At 40.7% G+C, this 20203-nt stretch carries 21 protein-coding genes; 3 read left to right on the forward strand and 18 right to left on the reverse strand.

From position 1 onward, the window contains the following. Positions 1 to 348: 348 nt before the first annotated feature. Positions 349 to 963, forward strand: coding sequence for a helix-turn-helix domain-containing protein (locus PluTT01m_RS00145; RefSeq protein WP_011144441.1), 615 nt, complete (start codon positions 349 to 351; stop codon positions 961 to 963). Positions 964 to 1245: 282 nt separating this feature from the next. On the opposite strand, the gene PluTT01m_RS00150 is transcribed toward PluTT01m_RS00145, so the two are convergent. After that, the gene (locus PluTT01m_RS00150) at positions 1246 to 1818 is read right to left on the reverse strand and encodes a recombinase family protein (RefSeq protein WP_011144442.1); all 573 of its coding nucleotides are present in this window, start codon (positions 1816 to 1818) and stop codon (positions 1246 to 1248) included. A 91-nt stretch (positions 1819 to 1909) separates the two neighbouring features. Between PluTT01m_RS00150 and PluTT01m_RS00155 the strand changes: the two genes are divergently transcribed. After that, positions 1910 to 2953, forward strand: coding sequence for a phage tail protein (locus PluTT01m_RS00155; RefSeq protein WP_049789712.1), 1044 nt, complete (start codon positions 1910 to 1912; stop codon positions 2951 to 2953). Next, positions 2953 to 3585, forward strand: coding sequence for a tail fiber assembly protein (locus PluTT01m_RS00160; RefSeq protein ID WP_041379846.1), 633 nt, complete (start codon positions 2953 to 2955; stop codon positions 3583 to 3585). Before PluTT01m_RS00155 ends, PluTT01m_RS00160 begins: the two co-directional genes overlap by 1 nt. Positions 3586 to 4002: 417 nt before the next feature. On the opposite strand, the gene PluTT01m_RS27315 is transcribed toward PluTT01m_RS00160, so the two are convergent. The 17 genes from PluTT01m_RS27315 to mnmG form a co-directional block, all read right to left on the reverse strand. Continuing rightward, positions 4003 to 4344 (reverse strand): tail fiber assembly protein, encoded by a 342-nt coding sequence (locus PluTT01m_RS27315; protein WP_011144445.1) that lies wholly within the window; start codon positions 4342 to 4344, stop codon positions 4003 to 4005. A 9-nt stretch (positions 4345 to 4353) separates the two neighbouring features. Next, positions 4354 to 5352, reverse strand: a complete 999-nt coding sequence (locus tag PluTT01m_RS27320; RefSeq protein ID WP_049789711.1) for a pyocin knob domain-containing protein — start codon at positions 5350 to 5352, stop codon at positions 4354 to 4356. A 426-nt stretch (positions 5353 to 5778) separates the two neighbouring features. Further along, entirely contained in the window at positions 5779 to 5919 is a 141-nt protein-coding gene (gene ykgO, locus PluTT01m_RS00175; RefSeq protein WP_011144448.1) for a type B 50S ribosomal protein L36, read from the reverse strand. A gap of 19 nt (positions 5920 to 5938) precedes the next feature. Next, positions 5939 to 6193: a type B 50S ribosomal protein L31 gene (locus PluTT01m_RS00180; RefSeq protein WP_011144449.1), complete on the reverse strand. Its 255-nt coding sequence runs from the start codon at positions 6191 to 6193 to the stop codon at positions 5939 to 5941. Positions 6194 to 6341: 148 nt separating this feature from the next. Continuing rightward, the gene (glmS, locus tag PluTT01m_RS00185) at positions 6342 to 8171 is read right to left on the reverse strand and encodes a glutamine--fructose-6-phosphate transaminase (isomerizing) (RefSeq protein ID WP_011144450.1); all 1830 of its coding nucleotides are present in this window, start codon (positions 8169 to 8171) and stop codon (positions 6342 to 6344) included. Between the two features lie 107 nt (positions 8172 to 8278). Beyond that, positions 8279 to 9652, reverse strand: coding sequence for a bifunctional UDP-N-acetylglucosamine diphosphorylase/glucosamine-1-phosphate N-acetyltransferase GlmU (gene glmU / locus PluTT01m_RS00190; protein WP_011144451.1), 1374 nt, complete (start codon positions 9650 to 9652; stop codon positions 8279 to 8281). 128 nt (positions 9653 to 9780) lie between these two features. After that, positions 9781 to 10203, reverse strand: coding sequence for a F0F1 ATP synthase subunit epsilon (locus tag PluTT01m_RS00195; protein WP_011144452.1), 423 nt, complete (start codon positions 10201 to 10203; stop codon positions 9781 to 9783). 21 nt (positions 10204 to 10224) lie between these two features. Further along, positions 10225 to 11607, reverse strand: coding sequence for a F0F1 ATP synthase subunit beta (gene atpD, locus PluTT01m_RS00200; protein ID WP_011144453.1), 1383 nt, complete (start codon positions 11605 to 11607; stop codon positions 10225 to 10227). A 34-nt stretch (positions 11608 to 11641) separates the two neighbouring features. Further along, positions 11642 to 12505 (reverse strand): F0F1 ATP synthase subunit gamma, encoded by an 864-nt coding sequence (atpG, locus tag PluTT01m_RS00205; protein WP_011144454.1) that lies wholly within the window; start codon positions 12503 to 12505, stop codon positions 11642 to 11644. A gap of 58 nt (positions 12506 to 12563) precedes the next feature. Further along, entirely contained in the window at positions 12564 to 14105 is a 1542-nt protein-coding gene (gene atpA, locus PluTT01m_RS00210) for a F0F1 ATP synthase subunit alpha (protein WP_011144455.1), read from the reverse strand. A gap of 14 nt (positions 14106 to 14119) precedes the next feature. Continuing rightward, positions 14120 to 14653, reverse strand: a complete 534-nt coding sequence (atpH, locus tag PluTT01m_RS00215) for a F0F1 ATP synthase subunit delta (RefSeq protein ID WP_011144456.1) — start codon at positions 14651 to 14653, stop codon at positions 14120 to 14122. 12 nt (positions 14654 to 14665) lie between these two features. Further along, the gene (gene atpF, locus PluTT01m_RS00220; protein WP_011144457.1) at positions 14666 to 15136 is read right to left on the reverse strand and encodes a F0F1 ATP synthase subunit B; all 471 of its coding nucleotides are present in this window, start codon (positions 15134 to 15136) and stop codon (positions 14666 to 14668) included. 58 nt (positions 15137 to 15194) lie between these two features. Then, a complete protein-coding gene (atpE, locus tag PluTT01m_RS00225) occupies positions 15195 to 15434 on the reverse strand; it encodes a F0F1 ATP synthase subunit C (protein WP_000429386.1) in 240 nt (79 codons plus the stop codon). A gap of 53 nt (positions 15435 to 15487) precedes the next feature. After that, positions 15488 to 16312 (reverse strand): F0F1 ATP synthase subunit A, encoded by an 825-nt coding sequence (gene atpB, locus PluTT01m_RS00230; RefSeq protein ID WP_011144458.1) that lies wholly within the window; start codon positions 16310 to 16312, stop codon positions 15488 to 15490. A 30-nt stretch (positions 16313 to 16342) separates the two neighbouring features. Continuing rightward, complete coding sequence (gene atpI, locus PluTT01m_RS00235; RefSeq protein ID WP_011144459.1) at positions 16343 to 16720, reverse strand: F0F1 ATP synthase subunit I; 378 nt, start codon at positions 16718 to 16720, stop codon at positions 16343 to 16345. A gap of 610 nt (positions 16721 to 17330) precedes the next feature. After that, positions 17331 to 17951 (reverse strand): 16S rRNA (guanine(527)-N(7))-methyltransferase RsmG, encoded by a 621-nt coding sequence (gene rsmG / locus PluTT01m_RS00240; RefSeq protein WP_011144460.1) that lies wholly within the window; start codon positions 17949 to 17951, stop codon positions 17331 to 17333. A 13-nt stretch (positions 17952 to 17964) separates the two neighbouring features. Then, positions 17965 to 19854, reverse strand: a complete 1890-nt coding sequence (gene mnmG, locus PluTT01m_RS00245) for a tRNA uridine-5-carboxymethylaminomethyl(34) synthesis enzyme MnmG (protein WP_109791223.1) — start codon at positions 19852 to 19854, stop codon at positions 17965 to 17967. Between the last annotated feature and the right edge of the window lie 349 nt (positions 19855 to 20203).

A 20203-nucleotide genomic window follows, 5' to 3' on the forward strand; every position in this document is an offset into this window, starting at 1 on the left:
AGAACAGTACACTTTGATTAGAAAAATTTAAAGTGGTTTTTCATCTTTTTTGAGAACTATATTTGATAGTGTTAATATATTAATTATTGTTTTTATTGAAATAATTAATGGTTAAAAAGGTTTCTTTCCAATCACAATCCATTGTAATTAATAAGTTTTTCTTATTTTATCGATTAGAAGATTTTTTCTCTTTATTTAGATGATATAGTTTCACAAAGTATATAGATTGAAATTTATATGCCCATGATGCAATATCCCCTATCGGATCTAATAAATTTATTTGGGATCACTATAGCTCTTAATCAGAGGGCTTTGTGGAGATGGCAAACTCACCAAACTGTACTTTCAATGAAAAAAAACATAACTGAGATAAAAATGGGTGCAGATAGTGGAGGAAAACAAGCTATCGAACGCCTTGTTAGTGCATATGGGTTTAAATCGCGTCAAGCATTGAGCGACCATTTAGGTGTGTCTAAAAGCACAATGGCGAACCGTTATTTAAGGGACAGCTTTCCAGCCGATTGGGTTATTCAATGCAACCTTGAAACCAATGCTTCATTGTTATGGCTAAGCACAGGACAAGGAGAGATGTTCCCTGATCGAGAAAAGAAAAAGGAATCTTTAAAAAACATTATTACCCCAAAAATACAACGCGTTAAATTGGTTGGTGGAAAGCTAAGCGATGACGACCCAGTGATTTTAGATAATCAACTTATTGCCAGAAAAATAAAAAAACCTCTTATTATCGATAATAATAATACCTGGTATTTGCTAGATACAGAAGAACATGATGTTCAGGATGGTTTATGGTTAATTGATATTGAAGGCATGCACAGCATTAAAAAAATTACAAAAATCCCAGTCAGTAAGATCCGAGTTTGTGATAATGACGTAACTTTTGATTGTGCAATTAATGAAATCAACTTTATTGGTCGCGTTTACCTAATGATTTCCAGGTACTGACACACTTTTCAAGTGTAAATTAATTTACTTAGATGTATAAATCCTATGCTGATGGCAATTCGTTACCTAAAAACGTCCAGATGCAGTGGATTTCATACACAATAGATTCTTTTGCTAGCAATAGCTGATTGTCAACTTATTCCGTTGTTTCTTTATCTTATAGTGCGGCAGACGTTTTTTGTATAGAAAAGAAACGTGATATATTTTGCATAAATTAATAACCAATTAGCCTTGGACATTACGAATACAAAATTAAACATTTAACTAGCCGCACTGCAAATACTAATTTGATCGACAATTTGTTTTATTTACTGGAAAATATTTATATATTGTAGATAACGATATGTTGTAAATTAATGATAACTGTTTCCGTGTGTGGCCTTTCGCCAGCAATCTTGCTGCTTGTTGTTGTTCAACGAATGAAAGTGATACTGGTCTACCACCAATTCGCCCTTGGGCACGAGCCGCTATTAATCCTGCATTCGTTCTTTCAACGATTAATTCCCGTTCCATTTCAGCTAGTGCACTCATAATGTGAAAGAAAAATCGCCCCATAGAAGTGCTGGTATCAATGCTATCAGTCAAGCTTTGAAAATGAATACCGCGTTCACTTAAATCAGAAATTAAAGTTACCATATTTTTTACGCTACGCCCCAATCTATCTAGTTTCCAAACAACTAGAGTGTCACCTTTTTTAAGTTGTTTTAAAGCTCGTTTTAAACCTGGTCTGTTGGATGTTTTTCCACTAATTTTATCCTCAAAAATTTGCTCACAATTTATACTTATCAATGCGTTTCGCTGTAAATCACTGTTTTGGTCATTTGTTGACACCCGAATATAGCCAATCTTCGCCATATGTAACCCTGCCTAATACCAGTATGAGACTATTATTGTCGAAATTATCACGGATTGGCGAGTTTTTAAAAACCTTGGTTTGATAGAAACGATGAATTTGGCGAAAAATGCTCTTCCTAAGGACTCAACTGAATCATTCACATCAGGCAATCACAATATTAAAACAGGTGGAAATTATTCCAGTTTGTCACTAACAAAGGGAGATGGCCGATATGTTTTCATAGAAACTACTTCTCATGAAGAAGGATCTTTTTGTGCAATAGGACATCGTGAGTCTAATTCCTCAAATATAAATGTTGTTCACCTCCCTCGAAAGAGTGGCTATATTGCAATAGCTAATGAACATTATTCTAAATCAGAGTCTGACAGTCGATTTATTCAGTTAAATACCGATACAAAAACATCAGGTTATATATTAGTTAAAACCGCAAACTATTATGATGATCCTAATTCACGTCATTTGGGGCGTTCGGGATTTTTGAGGCCCAATGGAATTGATAATCTGGGGGCATTAGCAATTCATATAGCTCATCCTGACGTTGATAGTCCGCAGCACGCTCGTGGGCTTTCTTTCGGATATGGCGGTTATTCAGAAGCATTCAGCGTTTCTACTTATGCTTTCGATGAAAGTGGTAACTTTAGGGGGAAACGTAAAATATTAACAGAGGATGATATTCTTGTTGGTATTCCACTACCGTGGTCTAAACCAACTGCACCAGCAGGTTATCTTATTTGTAGTGGTCAGCAGTTTGACAAATCTATGTACCCTAAATTAGGGGAAGCATATCCCTCTGGTGCACTCCCTGATCTACGTGGTGAATTTATTCGAGGTTGGGATAATGGGAGAAGTATTGATTCTGGGCGGGAGATTTTATCTCATCAGAATTCAACAAAGTTACCGAATCTTTACACCCATGCAGCCTCTGAAAATATAGGGCTACTGGTATCTCCTCCTATTAATCATTTTTCAAGTAATTATCCATCAGAAATTATGGCTAGTGATTTTGAGGAAGCAGAATTCGGGAGCGGCCAATATTTTTCGACCCCATTAAATCCTACTGGTTCAGTTTCATTATCTACATTTAGAGTACGTCCCCGTAATATCGCATTTAACTATATAGTGAGAGCAGCGTAATGATAACACAGAAACAAAAATATTCCCTAGAACTAGAAACCGCAATATTGGGAAATAATGGATTAGCAACCAAAGCCGGTTGGTTGATAATCTACCATGCAGAGCCTTATTCCAGAGAATTTATTGGTGCCAGACCAGAATATTTAATGGAAGGAGTGGGACTTCCTGCCAATTCTTATCCAGATGCACCACAACTTCCAGATTCTGATGACATGGCTGTTTGCCGCAGCGAAGATAAAAGTTGTTGGCAAATTGTACCTGATTACCGAGGAAAAATAGTTTATAACACACAAACCTTAGCACAATATGAAATTACAGAGTTAGGTGAACTACCAGAATCTCTGACATTCAAACAACCTGTCACTGATTTTGATAAATGGGATGGTAAACAGTGGGTAACTGACAAATATGCAATAAAGGATAGCCAGATTAAACAGGCAGATCAGCAGCGGGTAGCACTATTACGACAAGCGAATGAAACAGTTACATTATTACAACATGCTGTAGATATTGAGTTGGTTTCAGAAAAAGAAAAATTATTGTTGTTAGATTGGAAAAAGTATTTAGTATTGCTTAGCCGGATTGACATTTCATCAGCACCAGATATTAACTGGCCTGAAAAACCAGAATAAATAATAACGGCCTGTTTTTCAGGCCGTAGATTTAAGACTTATAAACTAAATTGTAGGAGTTTATCATTTCTGAAACCATTTTTATATTAAATTAATCAACAGCTTTTTCAGTAAACGTTTTTAATTCTTGAAATAAAAATCTCACAATTAATTTCAGTAATTTATGTATTTATATTTAATTACATGTTGTTGTAATTAAAACATTAACATTCAATGTCTTCTAGTATCCTACAAAAATCACTAATAATAACAAGGAAATTATAGTTGATTGTTTTTAATCATTGGTGTTGTTTTGAATATAGAATGGAAAGTTTTTAAAATTATATAAACAGCCAACTCAATATGGATGGCTATTTATAAATTTCAATGTTAAATTTTAATTAAATTAACAAATCACCACCTTAAAAATGATTAATTTTATTCTGGTTTTTCCGGCCACTTAATATCTTTTGCCGTGGTATCCATTCTATTTAACGCCACGCGATATTTTTTCAACTCCATCAACATTGTTATTTCACTATCAGTAGCAATGCCTAAATCAATAGCATCTTGCAATGGTGAAATTTTAATTGTTGCTTGTTCTAATAAATAATATTTTTGGCGGTGATAGGTTTTATTTTTCTGTTCGATAATGGCTTGCTGATATAATGCTTGAGCTTCTTGAGCACTGAAACCCATTGAGATTAATTGATGGGGTTCAGCTGGCACATTAACATATTCATAGCCATTTTTGTCTATTAATTTATTTAATATTATCATATATCCTCATTACGGTTTCTTTTGATAACGCGCGTCATATTCAAGAGAATAAGGTACTGTATTATCAGTATATTCTTCACCTAATAATGGATCATTGATGGCTAATGATTTCACCATCCACTTCATTTCCCGTTTAATATCTTCACTTGACCATCTATGTATTTCTGCCTCTCCTTCTTCACGTGAATAATGGATTGACTGAAAATTGCTTGTCGTAAAATAGGTTAAACCACCACGTAAATAACAACCACTATAAACGTAACAATCTACAATATCACCGGATTTTACATCACCATAAAGGGGATATTTGCCGTCAATGGGTCTAGCGATGCTTATCATGGCATGATGGATTGCTTTTACCGTTTTACGATAGGTTTGATTTATGCGTTTAATATTAAGATAGCGGGCATCACCTCCCCATGGCACATCTCCTCCTTCTATTTGTACAAGTAGTCCAGCAACATGTGTCACACCTTCACCGAATGGTTTTTTTTCTGCATCATATGGATAGGGTCTATGAAGTGTTAACCAAGAATTCGCTCCGACATTAGGTGGGAGGCTCCACCAAACCGGATAATAGCGTTCAGTACTTAGGCCAGTAAGATCAATCGTGGTGGTATAGCGCGGTTCACTCTGAATATCCGATGCCGTGGGTCTATTGAGCGTGTTATATTCTTGAGCCCAAGGTGTCCACGGTAAATTATGATATTGGCTGCGCGTATATACTCGACTACTGTTATAAACAAAATAACGCTGAATGATCCCTGCAGCCTGTAAAACAACAAGCGAACCAGCAAGCGGTTCAGGGTAGTTAGCACCATTTTGAGCATAAAGATTGTAATCTTGATAATAAACTCCTGGTATTTTGTAGTTATCCAAATTTGCCTTATCACCCAAATAAACCACTTGCCCATTAAAGATATCCTGAGACGTAATATTGATATCCTCAGTCAGAACTTTGCCATTCACTTTCCGGCTATTTTGCACTGCTCCCTGAGCCAAATTCATCGTTTCTATCAAACCAAGGTTTTTAAAAGCTCGCCAACCCGTGATAATTTCGACAATAATAGTCTCATACTGGTATTAGGCAGGGTTACATATGGCGAAGATTGGCTATATTCGGGTGTCAATAAATGACCAGAACTGTGGTTTATGAAAAAATGTGTTGATAAGAGTAAATTATGAACTATTTTGGAGGATAAATTTGTAGTAAAAGCAACCAATTTAAGGTTTAACTTTATACTATACAACAAGCACTAATAAGGTTTCATTTTGCATAAAATCTAAATCTTATTTATCTTAAACTTAATTACGCTAACTACACTCCCAAATAAAGTTTAGGTCAGTTATTTTTAAGATAATCAGAAGTAAAATTAAATATGGACAATAAACCCGCAGTTATAAGCTGCGAGTTCTACTATTAGTAATTGGATATCAACGTCTCTTTTTCTTTCCCTGAACTGCCTTAAAACGCGGATTAGATTTACAAATAACATATAATCGACCACGACGGCTGACGATTTTACAATCCGGATGACGAGTTTTTGCTGTTTTAAGTGAACTTAACACCTGCATTTTTCCATGATCTCTCAATTTATTTATTACCAATAAAACGCCCGAATTTTTTCTGGAATCGCGCAGTACTGCCTTCCTGAGATAAAGTTTTCTGCTTACCCGTATAGAAAGGGTGTGATTCCGATGACACATCAACAGTGACATATGGATACTCTTCCCCATTCAGAGTAATTGTCCGTTCTGTGCGAATCGTGGAGCCAATTGTAAAATAGGCATTAGCACTGGTATCGTGAAATACAACTACCCGATAGTTTGGATGGATATCTGGTTTCATAATTTCGCCAAATTGTAATAATATAACATTACAATGGCGTGATTTATTTTTATCGGCAAGAAAATAATGAGAAATTTTCTCAGTTCAAAAAAAAGCCTCTGTATTTTTAATGTACAGAGGCTTATTTCAACTTCTTACTATAAAACGATTATTCTACAGTCACTGATTTAGCCAAATTACGAGGCTGATCAACATCAGTTCCTTTGATCAGAGCAACATGATAGGAAAGCAATTGCAGTGGTACTGTATAAAATATTGGTGCAATCAGCTCTTCAACATGCGGCAATGGAATAATCTTCATTCCTTCACTATCGGTAAAACCCGCGTCCTGATCAGCAAAAACATATAGCAATCCACCACGGGCACGTACTTCTTCGATATTAGATTTCAGTTTTTCTAGCAGTTCATTGTTCGGTGCTACAATGATAACCGGCATATCTGCATCAATCAGTGCCAATGGCCCATGTTTTAATTCACCGGCAGCATAAGCCTCAGCATGGATATAAGAAATCTCTTTTAATTTCAGAGCACCTTCAACCGCAATCGGATATTGATCACCACGGCCAAGGAATAAAGCGTGGTGTTTGTCAGAAAAATCTTCCGCCAGCACTTCAATAATTTTATCTTTCGATAACATGCCTTCGATACGGCTTGGCAATGCATGTAATGCATGAACAATTTCTTGCTCCTGTTCTGCATCAACACCTTTCAAACGTCCAAGGTAAGCCACCAGCATCAGTAATACTGTCAACTGAGTTGTAAATGCCTTAGTTGAAGCAACACCAATTTCTGCACCAGCTTTGGTCATCAGAGCAAAATCAGATTCACGTACTAATGAAGAACCCGCTACGTTACAGACAGTTAACGATGTGAGATAGCCAAGTTCTTTGGATAAACGCAGTGCTGCTAATGTATCCGCAGTTTCACCCGATTGAGACAATGTGATCAGTAAGCTTCCTGAACGGCGTGCTGATTTGCGGTAACGAAATTCAGAAGCAATTTCCACATCACAAGGAATACCAGCCAATGCTTCAAACCAATAACGGGAAACCATACCTGCGTTATAGGATGTACCACAGGCAACAATCTGAATATGCTCTACTTTAGCTAATAATTTAGCTGCATTAGGGCCAAGTTCAGACAGATCTACTTGTCCATGACTCAAGCGCCTTTCCAAAGTGCTTTTAATTGCCATTGGCTGTTCATAGATCTCTTTTTGCATGTAATGACGGTAGATACCTTTGTCACCAGCATCGTACTGAATATTGGATTCAATCTGTTCCCGTTCAACCGGTTTGCCCTGAGTATTAAAAATACGCACAGTACGACGAGTGACTTCAGCGATATCCCCCTCCTCAAGGAAGATAAAACGACGAGTAACAGGCAATAGCGCCAACTGATCAGACGCCAGAAAGTTTTCTCCAACGCCCAAGCCTATAACTAAAGGACTGCCCGATCTTGCAGCAATTATTGTTCCAGGATCACGGCTATCCATGATGACTGCACCATAAGCACCACGCAACCGAGGAATAACTCGTTGAATAGCTTCCAACAAAGTACCACCTTGTTTTTGTTCCCAATGAACAAGGTGAGCAATAACTTCTGTATCAGTATCCGAGATAAACTGATAACCGAGTGCAATTAATTGAACGCGTAATTCTTCATAGTTTTCAATAATACCGTTGTGAACAACAGCAATATAATCAGATACATGCGGGTGAGCATTTTTCTCGTTCGGTTCGCCGTGTGTAGCCCAACGGGTATGAGCAATACCTGTCCCACCAAGGACTGGCTGCTTATCAACCTCATCAGCAAGTACTTGTACCTTACCGACTTCACGCAGGCGGAACATATTTTTTTCGTTATCAACAACCGCCAAACCAGCGGAGTCGTAACCACGGTATTCCAAACGACGAAGTCCTTCAATCAGGATTTCGGCAATATCTCGTTGTGCTACTGCACCAACAATTCCACACATCAGTTTTATTCCTAAAAATAGGGCTGATGAAAGCCCTTTATATGTCAAGAGCCTGATTGTTTTCCGGTTTTTCCGGTCCCCGAGCCTGTAGAGTGGGGATTATTATTTTATTTTTTTTCCTTCACAGGGCGTTTCCACCCTTGAATATGTGTTTGTTTAGTTCTGCTTACAACCAGCTCATTTTCAGCGATGTTTTTTGTCACTGTTGTCCCCGCTCCGATTGTAGCGCCTTTAGCAACAATCACCGGAGCAACAAGCTGAGTATCAGAGCCAACAAAAACATTGTCACCAATAATGGTCTTAAATTTATTAGCGCCGTCGTAATTACAGGTAATAGTACCTGCACCAATATTTACATCACGACCAATATCTGCGTCGCCAAGATAAGTCAAATGTCCAGCTTTAGAACCTTTACCCAGATAAGATTTCTTCATCTCAACGAAATTCCCTACATGGGCTTTTTCAGCAAGTTTAGAACCGGGACGCAAACGTGCAAAAGGCCCAACAGTACAACCAGTTTCCATTTCAGAATCTTCAACTATTGTATAGGGGCTAATAATAGAATCATCACCAATGATGCAATTCTTCAACACACAACCGGTACCAATCTGTACGTTATTACCAAGGGTTACATTACCCTCAATAATGACATTAGTGTCAATAACCACATCACGGCCATGAATTAATGTACCACGTAAATCAAAACGGGCAGGATCCAACAACATAACACCCGCTAGTAATAATTGTTCCGCTTGCTCAGATTGATAAATCCGTTCAAGAGCGGAAAGTTGAAGACGGTTATTTACACCTTCCATTTCACTCAAGCGAGTTGGATGCACCGCTTCAATTTTTCTACCTTCTTTATAAGCCAACGCAATCACATCAGTAAGGTAATATTCACCCTGAACATTGTTGTTATCCAATTGGGACAACCAACGTTTTAAATCACTACCATTAGCAACCAAAATACCTGTGTTTATTTCATTGATTTTACGTTGTTCTTCAGTCGCGTCTTTTTGCTCAATGATGCCCGTTACTTCTCCGTTTTCACGAACAATACGACCATAACCTGTTGGATTGTCCAAAATTGCTGTCAATAAACCGATACCACCCTCAGGTTTAACAGCGAGTAGGCGTTCAAGGGTATCTGCACCAATAAGCGGTACGTCGCCATACAATATTAAAATATCTTCATCACCAGCGAAATGTGGTGCTGCCTGCTGCATCGCATGACCAGTCCCTAACTGCTCTGCTTGTAATACCCAGTTCAGTGTTTGATCAGAAAGGGTTTGCTCTATCAGGTCACCACCATGTCCATAAACTAGATGAACATTTTTAGCCCCTAATGCCATTGCAGTATCAATCACATGCTGAACCATAGGTTTACCGGCCAGCAAGTGCAGCACTTTAGGGAGATCAGAGTACATGCGGGTTCCTTTACCCGCGGCAAGGATCACAACACTTTTTGCACTGTTAGACATAAGAAACCCGATAACTCCAATTTAAGAGAGAAAAGTAAACCTGCTTATAAGATAAATTACTACATATTTCGCAATACAAAAAAGCCAGTTAGCTCGCACCAACTGGCTTTTTTATTTAACTGCCTATATTACATCGCTTTTTTTGTTAACTCGATTACACGAAGTTTCGCAATCGCTTTAGACAATTCAGCTGATGCCTGAGCATAGTCAACATCACCGTGAGAATTACGGATGTGTTCTTCAGCTTTACGTTTAGATTCCAACGCCTTAGCTTCATCCAAATCTTTACCACGGATCGCAGTGTCAGCCAGTACGATAACGCCGCTCGGTTGTACCTCAAGGATACCCCCAGAAAGGTAAATGACCTCTTCTTCACCGAACTGCTTAACAATACGTACCATGCCAGGTTTTATGGCAGTCAGTAGCGGAGCATGCCCTGGGTAAATACCCAGTTCACCTTCACTACCTGTCACCTGAATTTTCTGTACCAAGCCTTCAAACATCCGGCTTTCAGCACTGACAACATTCAGATGGTAAGTCATTGCAGCCATGTCAACCTCCGGTCAGCCGTATTAAAGTTTCTTCGCTTTTTCCACAGCTTCTTCGATGGTACCTACCATGTAGAATGCCTGTTCTGGTAGGTGGTCATAGTCGCCGTCTAAGATACCTTTAAAGCCACGGATAGTATCTTTCAGGGAAACGAACTTACCTGGTGAACCAGTAAAGACTTCTGCAACGAAGAACGGCTGAGACAGGAAGCGCTGGATCTTACGAGCACGCGCAACTACTAGCTTATCGTCTTCTGACAGTTCATCCATACCCAAGATAGCGATAATATCTTTCAGTTCCTGATAACGTTGCAGGATAGACTGAACGCCACGAGCAACATTATAGTGCTCTTGACCAACAACCAATGGATCGAGCTGACGACTGGTAGAATCCAACGGATCAACCGCAGGATAAATACCCAAAGAAGCAATTTGACGGCTCAGTACTACGGTCGCGTCCAAGTGGGCGAAAGTCGTCGCTGGAGATGGGTCAGTCAAGTCATCCGCAGGTACGTAAACAGCCTGTACGGAAGTGATAGAGCCGGTTTTGGTAGAAGTAATACGTTCTTGCAGAACACCCATTTCTTCCGCCAGAGTTGGCTGATAACCTACCGCAGATGGCATACGACCAAGTAGTGCGGATACTTCAGTACCTGCCAAGGTATAACGATAGATGTTATCAACAAATAACAGAACATCGCGGCCTTCATCACGGAACTTCTCAGCCATTGTTAGACCCGTCAACGCAACACGCAGACGGTTTCCTGGCGGCTCGTTCATCTGACCATATACCAGAGATACTTTATCCAGTACATTAGAGTCAGTCATTTCGTGGTAGAAGTCGTTACCTTCACGAGTACGTTCACCTACACCGGCAAATACAGAGTAACCCGAATGCTCAATCGCAATGTTACGGATCAACTCCATCATGTTTACGGTTTTACCTACACCCGCACCACCAAACAGACCAACTTTACCACCCTTAGCGAATGGACAAATTAGGTCCATTACCTTAATACCGGTTTCCAGTAGTTCTTGAGAGTTAGATAATTCTTCATAGCTTGGAGCCGGACGATGAATAGCCCAACGCTCTTCTTCACCGATATCGCCTTTCATGTCGATTGGTTCACCCAATACGTTCATGATACGGCCCAATGTCGCTTTACCAACCGGAACTTCAATTGGGTGGCCTAAATCAGTGACACTTAAACCACGGCTTAAGCCATCAGAAGTACCCATTGCAATACAACGAACAACGCCGCCGCCCAACTGCTGCTGAACTTCCAGCACCAGCTTAGCTTCGCCGTTTTGAACCTCAAGAGCATCGTATACTTTTGGTACGGTATCTTGAGGGAATTCGACGTCCACCACGGCGCCGATTACCTGGATAATCTTTCCAGTAGCCATCTTGAATCCTCTACGTAATTCATAAACCTAGCTGTTAAACCGCGGAAGCACCCGAGACAATCTCGGTCAGCTCCTGAGTTATGCTGGCCTGACGAGCTTTGTTATAAACCAACTGCAACTCTTTGATCAGGCTGCCACCATTATCAGTTGCGGCTTTCATCGCCACCATTCGTGCGGCCTGTTCACTAGCCAGGTTTTCAACGACGCCCTGATAAACCTGCGATTCTACATAACGACGCAGCAGTATATCTAGCAACGCCTTAGGATCAGGTTCGTATAAATAATCCCAGGATTTCTTCTTCAGTGTTTCATCATCTCCGGCAGGCAGAGGTAATAACTGAGTAATAGTCGGTTCCTGGGACATTGTATTGATGAACTTGTTTGTCACCACATACAGTTTATCCAGACGTCCCTCATCGTATGCCCGCAGCATGATATTCACTGGCCCGATCAATTCAGACAGTGAAGGGTTATCTCCCATGCCTGTTACCTGAGCAACAACGTTACCCCCAACAGAAGCAAAGAAAGAGGTAGCCTTAGAGCCGATAAGCGCCAGCTCACACTGGACATCTTTATCAGACCAGTCTTTCATTTCTGAAAGCAGTTTTTTGAACAGATTAGTATTCAAACCACCGCACAAGCCACGATCGGTAGAAACAACCAGATACCCGACACGTTTGGTTTCACGCTCTTCAAGGTACGGATGTTTATATTCCAGATTACCTAACGCAAGGTGACCAATCACGCTGCGTATGGTTTCTGCATAAGGACGGCTGGCCGCCATGCGATCCTGCGTTTTACGCATTTTGGACGCAGCAACCATCTCCATCGCTTTAGTGATTTTTTGCGTGTTTTGCACGCTGGCGATCTTGGTACGTATCTCTTTTGCGCCGGCCATTCCTGATTCTCCTCATTAACCAGACGGCCCATGTTTAATTAAACCGGGCCGAATAGTGTTACCAGGACTGAGTTGCCTTGAAGGAATCCAGCAGAGCTTTCAGCTTTGCTTCGATCTCTTCGTTGTAACCACCAGACTGGTCAATCTCTTTTAGAAGATCAGCATGTTCACGGTTGGCATATGCAAGCAACGCAGATTCGAAATCAATAACCTTAGCAATTTCGATATCTTCCAGATAACCACGTTCCGCAGAAAACAGAGACAATGACTGCTGTGCAACAGACATTGGCGCATACTGTTTCTGTTTCAGCAATTCAGTTACTTTTTGACCATGATCCAACTGCTTACGGGTTGCATCATCAAGGTCAGAAGCAAACTGAGAAAACGCTGCCAGTTCGCGATATTGAGCCAGAGCAGTACGAATGCCCCCAGACAGTTTCTTAACGATTTTAGTCTGAGCAGCGCCACCTACACGGGATACGGAAATCCCTGGGTTAACTGCTGGACGAATCCCCGCATTGAACAAACTAGATTCCAAGAAAATCTGACCATCAGTAATTGAAATAACGTTTGTTGGTACGAATGCTGATACATCACCTGCCTGAGTTTCAATGATAGGCAGGGCCGTCAGAGAACCGGTTTTACCTTTCACTTCACCATTGGTGAATTTTTCCACATATTCAGCATTAACACGTGCAGCACGTTCCAGCAGACGAGAGTGCAGATAGAAAACGTCACCTGGGAATGCTTCACGTCCTGGCGGACGACGGAGCAACAGAGAAATTTGACGATAAGCTACAGCCTGCTTAGACAAATCATCATAAACAATCAGCGCATCTTCACCGCGGTCACGGAAGTATTCGCCCATTGCACAACCCGAATATGGTGCCAGGTATTGTAATGCCGCAGATTCTGAAGCAGTCGCAACAACCACAATAGTATTGGCAAGAGCACCATGCTCCTCTAATTTACGAACAACGTTCGCAATAGTAGAAGCTTTCTGACCAACTGCGACATAGACACATTTTATGCCTGAGTCACGTTGGTTAATGATTGCGTCAATAGCCAGTGCTGTTTTACCCGTCTGACGGTCACCGATAACCAGTTCACGTTGACCACGACCGATAGGGATCATAGCGTCAACGGATTTATAACCAGTTTGTACCGGCTGATCAACAGATTGACGATCAATAACACCAGGAGCGATCATTTCAACAGCAGAGAAACCATCATGCTCAACAGGGCCTTTACCATCAATTGGCTCACCCAGCGTGTTTACTACACGACCAAGCAGACCACGACCAACAGGTACTTCAAGAATACGGCCTGTACATTTGACCTTCATACCTTCTGCTAAGTCAGCATACGGACCCATTACAACCGCACCTACGGAGTCACGCTCCAAGTTCAATGCGATTGCATAACGATTGCCAGGCAGTGCGATCATCTCACCCTGCATAACTTCGGCTAAACCGTGAATACGAATGATACCGTCGTTAACGGATACAATCGTACCTTCATTGTGAGCTTCACTCACTACATTGAACTGAGCAATGCGCTGCTTGATCAGTTCGCTGATTTCGGTGGAATTCAGTTGCATATGCTCCAGTCCCCTTAAGACTGCAAGACGTCTGTTAAGCGATCTAAACGGCCACGAATACTGCCATCGATCACCAAATCACCTGCGCGGACAACCACACCAGCAATAACAGACTTATCAATTTTGCAATTCAGCTTAACTTTGCGTGACAGACGTTTTTCCATCGCTACAGAAATTTTAGCCAGCTGTTGTTCTCTCAGTTCGGTGGCAGAAATCACTTCAACATCAACGGTTGATTCAAGTGATGCACGCAATTGAATAAATTGCTGCAAAACTTCCGGCAATGCCAATAAGCGACCGTTTTCTGCCATAACACGAATAAAGTTCTGAGCATGTTCATCGACCTGTTCACCGCAAATTGCGATAAAGGTATTAGCTAATGTTTCCGATGCCAATGAACCAGAAAGCAGCTCACCAACTTGCTCATTACGAGTCACCTCAGCTGTGAACGCCAGCATATTCTGCCATTGTTCAAGCGATTGTTTTTCCACAGCAAAGTCAAAAGCTGCTTTGGCGTAGGGGCGAGCTACAGTAGCAAATTCAGACATGCCCCTCCCTCCTTACAGTTCAGCGACCAGTTTATCAACGATGTCGCTATTAGCAGCTTCATCCACGGAACGTTCGATGATTTTCTCGGCACCTGCGATAGCCAACATAGCGACCTGCTTACGCAACTCTTCCCGAGCACGCTTACGCTCGGCATCAATTTCTGCCTGAGCTTGCGTTACGATTCTGTTACGTTCCTGCTCAGCTTCCGCTTTTGCATCATCAAGGATCTGGGCTTTTTGTTTATTAGCCTGTTCAATGATGACCTGAGCTTCCACTTTCGCTTTCTTCATTTGGTCGGTCGCATTGGCTTGCGCTAAGTCCAGGTCCTTTTTGGCACGTTCCGCAGAAGATAAACCGTCAGCAATTTCTTTTTGACGTTTTTCTATGGCCGCCATGATCGGTGGCCATACGAACTTCATACAGAACATAACAAACAAGACAAACGCAATGGCCTGGCCGAGGATTGTTGCATTAATATTCACAGCACAATACCTCTTTTAAAATTAATGAGTTGACGTAGTTTCAGATTATTTCTACAAACTACGCGACAGCAAACATTACGTACAAGCCAAGGCCCACAGCAATCATTGGGATGGCGTCAACCAGACCCATAACGATAAAGAACTGTGTACGCAGAAGAGGGATTAAATCTGGCTGACGAGCAGCGCCTTCCAAAAATTTACCTCCGAGGATGCCGATACCGATCGCAGCACCGATTGCCGCTAGGCCCATCATTACAGCGGCAGCCATGTACAGCAGATCCATATTCAGGTTTTCCATGACAGTCTCCAGTTTGTTTCAGTTAAAACACAGTTAGTTATTGTGGTAAAAAATTAATGTTCTTCAGATGCCATCGACAGATAAACAATCGTCAGAACCATGAAAATAAAGGCTTGTAACGTAATAATCAGTATGTGGAAAATAGCCCAAGGCAGGCTGAGTAACCACTGCGACCACCACGGTAACAGACCAGCTATAAGAATAAAGATCAATTCACCCGCATACATGTTACCAAACAGTCGCAGACCGAGTGATACCGGTTTTGAAAGCAGGCTAACTCCTTCCAGAATTAAGTTAATTGGAATAAACAGTGGATGATTAAAAGGCTGTAAAGTCAGCTCTTTTGTAAAACCACCAATCCCTTTCATCTTAATGCTGTAGTAGAGGATGAGGACAAAGACACCAATAGCCATCGACAAGGTAACACTGACATCTGCTGTTGGCACGACACGCAGAGCAGGTAAACCAAAGAAATGTTCACCGATATAAGGGAGAAAATCGATTGGCAATAAGTCCATCACGTTCATTAATAACACCCAAACGAACACTGTCAGTGCCAAGGGGGCAATAACCTTGCTCTTGCCGTGATACATATCACGAACGCTGTTATCAACAAAACCCATGATCAATTCTATAGCAGTCTGAAGTTTGCCAGGTACGCCACTGGTGGCATTAACCGCAACCTTTCTGAATACATACAGAAATAAAATCCCTAATACGACTGAGAAAAAAAGCGAGTCAATGTTCAACGTCCAGAACGTTGCAGAACCACCAGAGTTGGGATCGACCAACTCAAAGGTACGTAGGTCCAACTGAAGGTTATTCAGGTGGTGGCCTATGTAGTCCCTTGCAGTTGAAACTTCTCCTGATGCAGACATGATGCCTCTTACCCTTTTATTGTTGAAAACCTAATCGTTTATCACAGCAGGTGCGATAATTTGCACAATCAGCACCGCTAAATAAGCTAAACCTAGTGGTGCAAACGCCGCTTTAAACACGCCTAAAGCAACAACCAGCACAGCTATTGTAATAATAACTTTCAACCCTTCGCCAACAGCGAAAGACCACGCAATACGTACAGGAACCTCTTCTTCTTTTGCTTTTTGAAAACTGGCAAACAGCATGAATATGGCATTAGGTAACCAACATGCTAACCCACCAGCAAAAGCAGAAGCGCCCCATTCTATACTTTTGGTGCAAAAAGCCACACTGAGAACAACAAAAGTCATTAACTGCAAAAAAAGCAGCTTCAGTGCAATTTTACCGCTGTAAAGGGATACAGACATGACTTTTGTTTTCTCCCCTTGCACGCCTTGCATATCAGGTTTTGCTAAATGTTGTATAAAACTGCCTTTGCTTAAGAGTGTCAAGTGACAAAAACGTGCAAATTATACGGGCCACCAAAATGAATTCAATCTATAAGTAGCGAAAAGGTGAACAATTATTTAAATTTTTTATTTTAGTGCCCGATTGCAAGCTAATGATTGTGCTGATTTCTTGTTTTTAATAATTTCATACATTTCAGGCACAAATGTGATTTAAATCACATAAATTTTTTATTTGTTAATTATATTTAACATTCACAGTAAATGAAAATAAAATACATTAATAATAAAATCAATTGGTTAATTTAATTCCATACAAAAGAGTGATTATATTATTGACTTAAATTCCCAAGCTAATTTTTAGCTAGTTTAAAAAAGTGGATCTGATGAAAAAATGCTTTATCTGATTTTTAAAGGTTCAACTATCTTAATATCAAGATAACGTTATTTTTATGTAATAACTCGGTAAATTAAAGCTGAAACGATGCAAACCATAATTAACGATGCTGACTACAGTATAATTGTGCTCAACATCACTAATTATTTATAACTTTATTGACAAATAACAAAATTAGTTTGATTTAAGGATAACCAAATGACGTTGCCCTTCCAGTTCAGGAACATTTAATTTAATAACCGAATCGATAGAAATTCCAAAAGGCAAGATAGTCAGTTCCTCTTCTGGAAGCACACCTTTAAGTGCATAGAAACGTCCATGAATAGGCTCAGGCAAATGACTACACCAAGAGACCATATCTTTTAACGAAGCAAAAGCACGGCTTATTACGCCATCAAAAGGTGGTTCAGAAGAATACGCTTCAACCCTACTTTGTACTGGTTCGATATTTACCAAATCAAGTTCATGCTGAACCTGACGCAAAAATCTCACTCTTTTGCCTAAACTATCCAGCAATGTGAAATGAGAATCTGGACGAACAATAGCTAACGGAATACCTGGCAACCCCGGGCCCGTGCCCACATCAATAAAACGATGGCCTTGCAGATAAGGGCTGACAACAATACTGTCCATGATATGACGCACCAGCATTTGTTCTGGCTCACGTACTGATGTGAGATTGTAAGCCTTATTCCACTTATTGAGCATATCAACATAGGCTACAAGCTGCTGTTTTTGCTGTAGTGACAGTTCTATTCCTGCTTTGGTCAGCAACAATTCTAGTTTGTTAAGCATAATCAAGATCCTCTCAGGAGCTGCGGCGCAATAATCCTTGTTTTTTCAACCACACAAGTAAAATTGAAATTGCCGCAGGTGTTACCCCTGAAATACGTGAAGCCTGACCAATTGAACTCGGTTTATGATCATTGAGTTTAGCGACAACTTCATTGGAAAGACCGCTGATTTGGCGGTAGTCGAGATCGACTGGTAATGATGTGTTTTCATTACGTAGCTGCTTTTCGATTTCTTCCTGCTGACGGGCAATATATCCCTCGTATTTGACCTGAATTTCAACTTGATCAGCGGCTTGTGGTTCTTCAAGACTTGGAGAAAACAGGGGCAATGAGGTCAAAAGTTTATAGTTCATTTCAGGACGACGTAGTAGATCTTCACCATTAGCTTCTTTCGACAATGGCATTTTCAATATATTGTTTATATCATTAAGATTATTTGAATTAGGGTGAATCCAAATATTACGTAAACGCTGGCGTTCTTGTTCAACCATTTCCAATTTACGGCAATAATGTTCCCAACGTGAATCATCTACCAGACCTAACTCACGGCCTTTTTCTGTTAAACGCAGGTCTGCATTATCTTCACGTAACATTAAGCGATACTCGGCTCGTGAAGTAAACATACGGTACGGCTCTTTAGTCCCTAAAGTACATAAATCGTCAACTAAAACGCCAATATAAGCTTGATCACGGCGAGGGAACCAACTTTCTTCTTCTGAAGCGTAACGAGCTGCATTAAGGCCTGCCAAGAGTCCTTGAGCAGCCGCTTCTTCATAACCCGTCGTGCCGTTGATTTGTCCAGCAAAAAATAGACCGTGGATAAATTTACTTTCTAATGTTTGTTTCAGATCTCTTGGATCGAAGAAATCGTATTCTATTGCATAACCAGGACGAATAATTCGAGCATTTTCCATTCCTTTCATGGAGTGAACAATTTGCATCTGTACGTCAAACGGTAAGCTGGTAGAAATACCGTTTGGATAGATTTCATTACTAGTCAATCCTTCAGGTTCAAGGAAGATCTGGTGGGCATCACGATCCGCAAAACGCATGACCTTATCTTCGATTGAAGGGCAGTAGCGAGGACCGATCCCTTCAATGATCCCCGTATACATTGGGCTACGATCTAAATTATTGCGGATCACATCGTGGGTTTTTTCATTCGTATGGGTGATGTAACACGGTATTTGTTGTGGATGTTGCTTCACATTTCCAAGGAAAGAGAATACTGGCGTTGGATTATCACCTAGTTGTTGTGTTAGCTGACTAAAATCGATAGTTCTGGCATCAATACGTGGTGGTGTTCCTGTTTTTAATCTGTTTACACGTAAAGGCAATTCACGTAAGCGCTGTGCCAACGAAATGGCTGGGGGATCACCAGCTCTTCCACCACTATAATTTTCCAAACCAATGTGGATCTTACCGTCAAGAAATGTTCCTACAGTCAAAACAACAGCTTTAGCTCTGAACTTAAGGCCCATGCGTGTTACTGCGCCAGTAACGGTGTCATTTTCAACAATGAGATCTTCTACAGGTTGTTGGAAGATCATTAGATTAGGTTGGTTTTCCAATGCCATGCGTACAGCTTGACGATAGAGAACCCTATCTGCTTGGGCACGTGTTGCACGAACTGCGGGCCCTTTGCTGGCATTTAAAGTTCTAAATTGGATACCAGCTTGATCAGTCGCTTTAGCCATTAAGCCACCAAGCGCATCAATTTCTTTAACCAGATGCCCTTTACCGATTCCACCAATGGCTGGGTTACATGACATTTGGCCCAAAGTGTCAATATTGTGGGTCAGCAATAGGGTTTGACGACCCATACGAGCGGCTGCCATAGCCGCTTCGGTACCGGCGTGACCACCACCGATAATGATGACGTCAAATTGTTCTGGATAAAACATGGTGATGAACCTTTAGTTATAAAAATGCTCAGTGTTGCATTAAGGGAGGAGAATTCTACTCAAGTTTCGGTGATAGACCAAGTGGGTGAGATCACCGGTAATTAAAAGAAGATCTTTTTTATTTAAAGATCTGTTTATTAGATCTTTTATTAGGATCATGATCTTTTGTGGATAAGTTATTTTTCCTTAGAAAGATCATAAAGCTGTAAAGGATCATTTGTTGTGAATGATCCGTGATCCCACAAGGTATAAACTGGGATCTAAATCGGTAGTTATTCACAAGGTGATCATTGTCATATAGTTATACTATGGATAACTACGGGTTAACCCCGGCTTTTTAGATGAGTTA

Source organism: Photorhabdus laumondii subsp. laumondii (assembly GCF_003343245.1).
GTDB classification, from domain to species: domain Bacteria; phylum Pseudomonadota; class Gammaproteobacteria; order Enterobacterales; family Enterobacteriaceae; genus Photorhabdus; species Photorhabdus laumondii.